Source organism: Acidiphilium sp. PM (assembly GCF_000219295.1).
GTDB lineage: Bacteria > Pseudomonadota > Alphaproteobacteria > Acetobacterales > Acetobacteraceae > Acidiphilium > Acidiphilium multivorum.
The window spans coordinates 1-6,418 of sequence record NZ_AFPR01000096.1 but is presented as its reverse complement, the minus strand read 5'-3'; the positions used below and the strand labels follow the sequence as shown (position 1 = coordinate 6,418).

Sequence of the window (6,418 nt, the reverse complement as noted above, 5' to 3'; positions counted from 1 at the left end):
GACCTTGCCCTCGGCGTCGTAGACCGGGTTGTAGGTGGCCTGGAGCCAGACGTGGCGGCCGCCCTTGGCGACGCGCTCGAACTCGGCGGAGAGAAATTCGCCCTGGCGCAGGCGTTCCCAGAAGGCCTGGTATTCGCGGCTGGCGGCGTAGCCATCGATCGCGAAGAGGCTGTGCTGGCGGCCCACGACCTCGTCGCGCGCGTAGCCCATGAGGTGGAGGAAATTGTCGTTGGCTTCGAGGATGGTGCCGTCGAGCGCGAACTTGATGACGGCCTGGGAGCGCTCGATGGCGTTGAGGATGCTTTCGTTTTCGGCGGCGGCCCGTTTCTCGGCGGTGATGTCGAGGGCGACCTTGACCACCTTCGCGACCTTGCCGGCGCGGTTGCGGACGGGGACGTAGGAGGCGCGGAGCCAGACATCGCCGCCGGACTTGGCGATGCGGCGGAACTCGCCGGAGCAGAAGGCGCCGCCGCGCAGGCGCTGCCAGAACTCGCCGTAGGCGGCGGCATCGCGTTCCTCGGCGGAGAGAAAGATGCGGTGATGGCGGCCAGCGATTTCGCCGATGCGGTAGCCCACCAACTGAAGAAAATTGTCGTTGGCATCAGTAATCGTGCCGTCGGGGGCAAAGCTGATGATGCCGAAGGAGTCCCCAAGTGCGTCGAATGTTCGAGAATTATCTAAAATTTGACGCATATTGCCAATCGTCATGTATCGGACTCCGTGTTGACTTGGTCTGTTCTTGTTTGTTGCGGGTCTATGCCGGTTTTCTTAACAGGTTCTTGCGCCGGTCCGAGTTTTTTCGCCGCCTGCCATACGGCGCGGGCATGGTGGGGCGATTCCGCTTCGGGTCGGGCGGCGGGCGGGTTAGGGTTGCGGGGTGACGACGCCGGAGGGTGGTTCGATGGAGGCGATGGAGATTGCGGGCGGGTGCCATTGCGGGGCGGTGCGGTATGTGATCGGCGGGCGGCCCCGGCGGCATTCGCTGTGTTTCTGCGCCGATTGCCGGCGCTGCGCGGGGGCGCCGGTGGTGGGCTGGGCGGTGGTGGACGAGGGTTTGCTCCGGGTCAGCGGCGAGGTCGCGGTCTATCGCTCCTCCGGCGACGTGGAGCGCTCGTTCTGCCCGAGATGCGGCGCGGGGCTGTTCTACCGGAGCAAAAAACTGTTTCCGGGGAGCGTGGACGTGCAGACGGGCACGTTCGACGACCCCGAGATTCTGCCCCCGACCGAGGCGATCCAGATGGCGGAAGCGCCGTCATGGATGGCGGAGATTGGGGAGTTGCCGAAGCATTGGCGGTGGCCGTAATTATCATCAATTAGCTTCGTGGCTTTGCTTTCGCTTTCTGATATTTGTCTTTATTCAGTTTTTGTACCAATCGTGAGTTTTGGCTTTGGTCGATAATTAAGGGATTTCGATGCCGGAAAAATCGATGGCCACTGAAAAATCCCGGCTTGGTGTCGATGGTATCTTCGAAAACTGGTCAGAATTTATTGCGCTTGCAAGCGGCGTTGCTGCTGTCGCTGGTGCAGTTTATAATTGGGCATATTTTGCCGCGCTTGGCGCGCCACAATTAACAGAAATTTTCTCGATATCGGATGAAATATCCTCGACGATCACTTGGCTAACAGGAACAATAATTATATATCTAATAAATTATATAAATTTTTATTTTATTGCAATCAATTCAAACCAAAAATATCTCAGTATATTTAAGAGAAAAATTACGATTTATATTTTATTTTTATTATCTTTTATTATTTATTTATTTACAGCTAAAACAGATTTTATATCATATATAATTGTTCTGATTATTTGGTATTATTTTTCTGAACAATTTATATCGAGATTTGGTTTAGAGAATTCATCGAGAGCAGCCTTGCTCGTTATCGTTGCTCCAACGCTCTTGTGCTACAGTTTTTTAAATGGTGGAAAGGCAGGAACAGCAGCAGGGCTCGTAGATCATGGAAACAACATTATAAAATTTAGTAACGGACAGATTAAAAAGAACGTTGAACTGCTAAGAATTTTGAATAATGGGCTTATATATAGAATTCCAAAAACTGGATTAATTGATTATGTTAGCTGGAACGGTTATGTTCGTGTCGGCATACAAGGAAAAAAGCCTGATACACACCTGAGAATCTGCACAGATTTTGGATTTTTTTGTTCTGTACATGATGACTTCGCTTCACTGAAGTAATTTTTGTTACCGCGTCCCCTCCCCTCACACGGAGAAATACTTCGCGTGGGGGTTCAAAACGACGATGGCGCTGGTGGATTGTTCGGGATGGAGCTGGTGTTCGTCCGAGAGGGACACGCCGATGCGTTCGGCGTCGAGGAGGCGGAGGAGAAGACTCTGGTCCTCGAGGTTCGGGCAGGCGGGGTAGCCGAAGGAGTAGCGTGAGCCGCGGTAGGACTGGGCGAGCATTTTTTCCATGTCGCGGTCGTCTTCGGCGGCGAAGCCGAGTTCGGCGCGGATGCGTTTGTGGGTGTATTCGGCCATGGCCTCGGCCATTTCGACGGAGAGGCCGTGGAGGTAGAGGTAGTCCTGGTAGCGGTTTTCCTCGAACCAGGCGCGGGCGGTTTCGGAGGCTTTTGCTCCCATGGTGACGACTTGCAGGCCGATGACGTCGCGTTCGGCGTCGTCCACGTCGCGGAAGAAGTCGGCGATGCATTCGCCGTCGTCGCGCGGCTGGCGCGGGAGGGTGAAGCGGGCGAGTTCGGTGGCGCCGTCCTCGGCGAAGAGGATGAGGTCGTTGCCCTGGCCGGCGGCTTTCCAGTAGCCGTAGATGGCCTGGGGCTTGAGGATGGAGTCGGCGGCGCAGAGGTCGAGCATGCGCTTCATGACGGGGCGGAGTTCCTGACGGGCCCAGCCCATGAAGTCTTCCAATGACTTGCCCTGCTTGCGGAAGCCCCACTGGAACTGGAAGAGGGAGCGTTCGTTGATGTAGGGGACGAGGGCTTTCTGCGGGGCCTCGATGATCCTTGCGCCCCAGAAGGGCGGGGTGGGGACCGGGGTTTCGCGGGTGAGGCGGCGGCGGCGGGCCTGGGCGGCGGAGATGTCGACCGGAGCGAAGCCGCGGGCGTCGGCCTGGCCGAGGGTGCGCTTGGTGTTGCGGGCCTTGCCGCGGCGCTTGGACTGGAGGGCGGCGAGGTAATCGTCGAAGCCGTTGCCGGTGACGCGGTCCATCAGATGGAGGCCGTCGAAGGCGTCGCGCGCGTAGGCGACGCGCCCGGAGGCGTAGGCGGCGACGCAGTCTTCCTCGACATAGTTGCGGGTGAGGGCGGCGCCGCCGAGGAGGACGGGAATGTCGAGCCCCTGGCGGGACATTTCCTCGAGGTTTTCGCGCATGACGACGGTGGATTTGACGAGGAGGCCGGACATGCCGATGGCGTGGGCGCGGTGTTCCCGGGCGGCGGCGACCATGTCCGCCAGGGGGACCTTGATGCCGAGATTGACGACGCGGTAGCCGTTGTTGGTGAGGATGATGTCGACGAGGTTCTTGCCGATGTCGTGCACGTCGCCCTTCACGGTGGCGAGGACGATGGTGCCTTTCTGCTGGCCCTCGACGCGCTCCATGTAGGGTTCGAGGTAGGCGACGGCGGCCTTCATGGTTTCGGCGGATTGCAGGACGAAGGGGAGCTGCATCTTGCCGGCGCCGAAGAGCTCGCCCACGGTTTTCATGCCGTCGAGCAGGAGGTTGTTGATGATGTCGAGCGGGGCGTGGGTTTTCATCGCCTCGTCGAGATCGTCGGCGAGGCCCTTGCGGTCGCCATCGACGATGCGGTCGCGCAGGCGGCCCTCGACGGTGTCGGCCCTGGCCTTTTTCACCGCGTCGGCGGCCTTGCGGTCGGCGAACATTTCGAGGACGCGCTGGAGGGGGTCGTAGTCCTCGCGGCGGCGGTCGAAGATGAGGTCTTCCATGACCCGCACTTCCTCGGGCGGGATGAGGTGCAGGGGGCGGATCTTGGAGACGTGGACGATGGCGCCGGTCATGCCGGCCTTCACCGCGTGGTCGAGGAAGACGGAGTTCAGCACCGCGCGGGCGGCGGGGTTGAGGCCGAAGGAGATGTTGGACAGGCCGAGGATGATCTGGATGTCGGGGAAGGCATCGCGGATCAGCTTGATGCCTTCGAGGGTCCAGAGGCCGAGCTTGCGGTCGTCCTCGTTGCCGGTGGCGATGGTGAAGGTGAGCGGGTCGATCAGCAGGTCGGATTGCGGGAGGCCGTGCTTGCGGCAGGCGAAATCGACCAGGCGGGTGGCGATTTCGAGCTTCTGCGCCGGCTCCTTGGCCATGCCGGTCTCGTCGATGGTGAGGGCGATGACGGCGGCGCCGAACTTGCGGGCGAGGAGCATGCGCTCCTCGGCGATGTGCTCGCCATCCTCGAAATTGATCGAGTTGATGATGGGCTTGCCGCCGTGGAGCTTGAGGGCGGCCTCGATGACGGGGGTTTCGGTGGAGTCGATCACCAGCGGGGCGTTCACCGACGAGGTGAAGCGGGTGATGATTTCGGACATTTCGCCGAGTTCGTCGCGGCCGACGAAGGCGGTGCAGATGTCGAGCGCGTTGGAGGCCTCGGCGACCTGTTCGCGGCCCATGGCGATGCAGCCGTCCCAGTCGTGCTTTTCCTGCAGCTCGCGCCATTTCTTCGAGCCGTTGGCGTTGCAGCGCTCGCCGATCGAGAAATAGGCGTTTTCCTGGCGCAGCGGGGTGGAGCCGTAGAGGCTGGCGACCGAGGGGATCCAGACCGGCTTGCGCGGGACGGGCGCGGGGCGGACTTCGCCGAGGCGGCGGAGCATGGCGTCGAGGGCGGCGATATGCGGTGTCGAGGTGCCGCAGCAGCCGCCGATGAGGTTGATGCCGTCCTCGCGGATGAAGCGTTCGAGCCAGGTGGCGAGTTCGTCCGGCGTGAGCGGGTAATGGGTCTTGCCATCGACCAGCTCGGGCAGGCCGGCATTGGGCTGCACCGAGATGAGGCCGGGCCAGTTCTGCGCGAGGTAGCGCACGTGCTCGGCCATTTCCTGCGGGCCGGTGGCGCAGTTCAGGCCGATCAGCGGCACGTCGAGCGCCTGGATCACGGTGGCGGCGGCGGCGATGTCCGGCCCGACGAGCAGGGTGCCGGTGGTCTCGACGGTGACCTGGACGAAGATCGGCGTGTCGCGTTTCTGCTCGGCGCGGGCGATCCTGGCGCCGTTGACGGCGGCCTTGATCTGCAGCGTGTCCTGGCAGGTTTCGATCAGGATGGCGTCGACCCCGCCCTCGATCAGGCCGCGGCACTGCTCGGCGAGGCCGGCTTCCAGCGGGTCGTATTCGATGTTGCCGAGGGTGGGCAGCTTGGTGCCGGGGCCGACGCTGCCGATCACGTAGCGGTCGCGCCCGTCGGCGAAGGTTTCGGCGGCCTCGCGGGCGAGTTCGGCGGCGATGCGGTTGATCTCGCGGGCGCGGTCGCCGAGCTCGAACTCGGCGAGGGTGATGGGCGAGCCGCCGAAGCTGTTGGTCTCCACCATGTCGGCGCCGGCTTCGTAGTAGCCGCGATGGATTTCGCGCACGAGGTCGGGGCGGGAGAGGTTCAATACCTCGGTGCAGTTTTCCTTGCCCCAGAAGTCGCGCTCGGTATCGAGGGTGAGGGCCTGGACGCGCGATCCCATGCCACCGTCGCAGAGGAGGACGCGGTGGCGGAGGGCTTCGAGGAGGGAGGGTCTGCTCATGGTGGTGGGAATATAGGATGCGCGCCACATTTCCAATGCGGGGCGGCGGCGGGCTGCATTGATCGGGGCGGGCCGGGGCGTATACCGGCGGCGGCGGAGGGATATGGATGACGGTGGGTGGCAACGACAGCAGCGCGCGCTTGCGCGACGACAGCAGCGCGCGCTTGCGCGACGACCGCAACGCGCGCTTGCGCGACGACGGCAGCGCGCATGACGGGCGGTTCGCGACCGGGGTGGCGGCGGTGCTGTTCGCCTCGCTGGTCTGGGGCACGACCGGCACGGCGGCGACGTTCGCGCCCGCGGTCGGGCCGCTGGCGATCGGCGCCGCGGCGATGGGGATCGGCGGGCTGTTGCAGGCGCTGCTCGCCGCCCCGCGCATCCTGCGCGACCTGCCGGCGCTGGCGCGGCACGGGCGGCTGCTGGCGGCGGGCGGTGTCGCGGTCGCGCTGTACCCCCTCGCCTTCTACAGCTCGATGCGGCTTTCGGGTGTGGCGGTGGGAACGGTGGTGACCCTCGGCTCGGCGCCGATCTTCTCGGCGCTGATCGAGCGCGCACTCGCCGGCACGCGGCTCTCCGCGCGCTGGGCCGCCGGCGCGCTGCCGGGGATTGCCGGCATGGCGCTGCTCGCCCTTTCGGAACCTGGGGCCGCCGCGGGCGAGGGAAGCGTCCTCGGGATCGGGCTCGGCCTCGTCGGCGGGCTGACCTATGCG

Annotated in this window: 5 protein-coding genes; 3 read left to right on the top strand and 2 right to left on the bottom strand. The window is 63.0% G+C overall.

Annotated features, from left to right (window positions below):
• The coding region (locus APM_RS04575; protein ID WP_007422183.1) for a PAS domain-containing protein at positions 1–708 on the bottom strand (708 nt) is incomplete at its 3' end.
• A gap of 193 nt (positions 709–901) precedes the next feature.
• On the opposite strand from APM_RS04575, the gene APM_RS04570 reads away from it, so the two are divergent.
• Together APM_RS04570 and APM_RS21340 are read left to right on the top strand one after the other, a co-directional pair.
• Positions 902–1,303, top strand: a complete 402-nt coding sequence (locus tag APM_RS04570; protein ID WP_007422182.1) for a GFA family protein — start codon at positions 902–904, stop codon at positions 1,301–1,303.
• A 124-nt stretch (positions 1,304–1,427) separates the two neighbouring features.
• A complete protein-coding gene (locus tag APM_RS21340) occupies positions 1,428–2,198 on the top strand; it encodes a hypothetical protein (protein ID WP_138919161.1) in 771 nt (256 codons plus the stop codon).
• Positions 2,199–2,222: 24 nt separating this feature from the next.
• Here APM_RS21340 and metH read toward each other — a convergent pair whose 3' ends face one another.
• The gene (gene metH, locus APM_RS04565) at positions 2,223–5,708 is read right to left on the bottom strand and encodes a methionine synthase (protein WP_083818658.1); all 3,486 of its coding nucleotides are present in this window, start codon (positions 5,706–5,708) and stop codon (positions 2,223–2,225) included.
• A 107-nt stretch (positions 5,709–5,815) separates the two neighbouring features.
• Here metH and APM_RS04560 point away from each other — a divergent pair.
• The coding region (locus tag APM_RS04560; protein ID WP_007422179.1) for a DMT family transporter at positions 5,816–6,418 on the top strand (603 nt) is incomplete at its 3' end.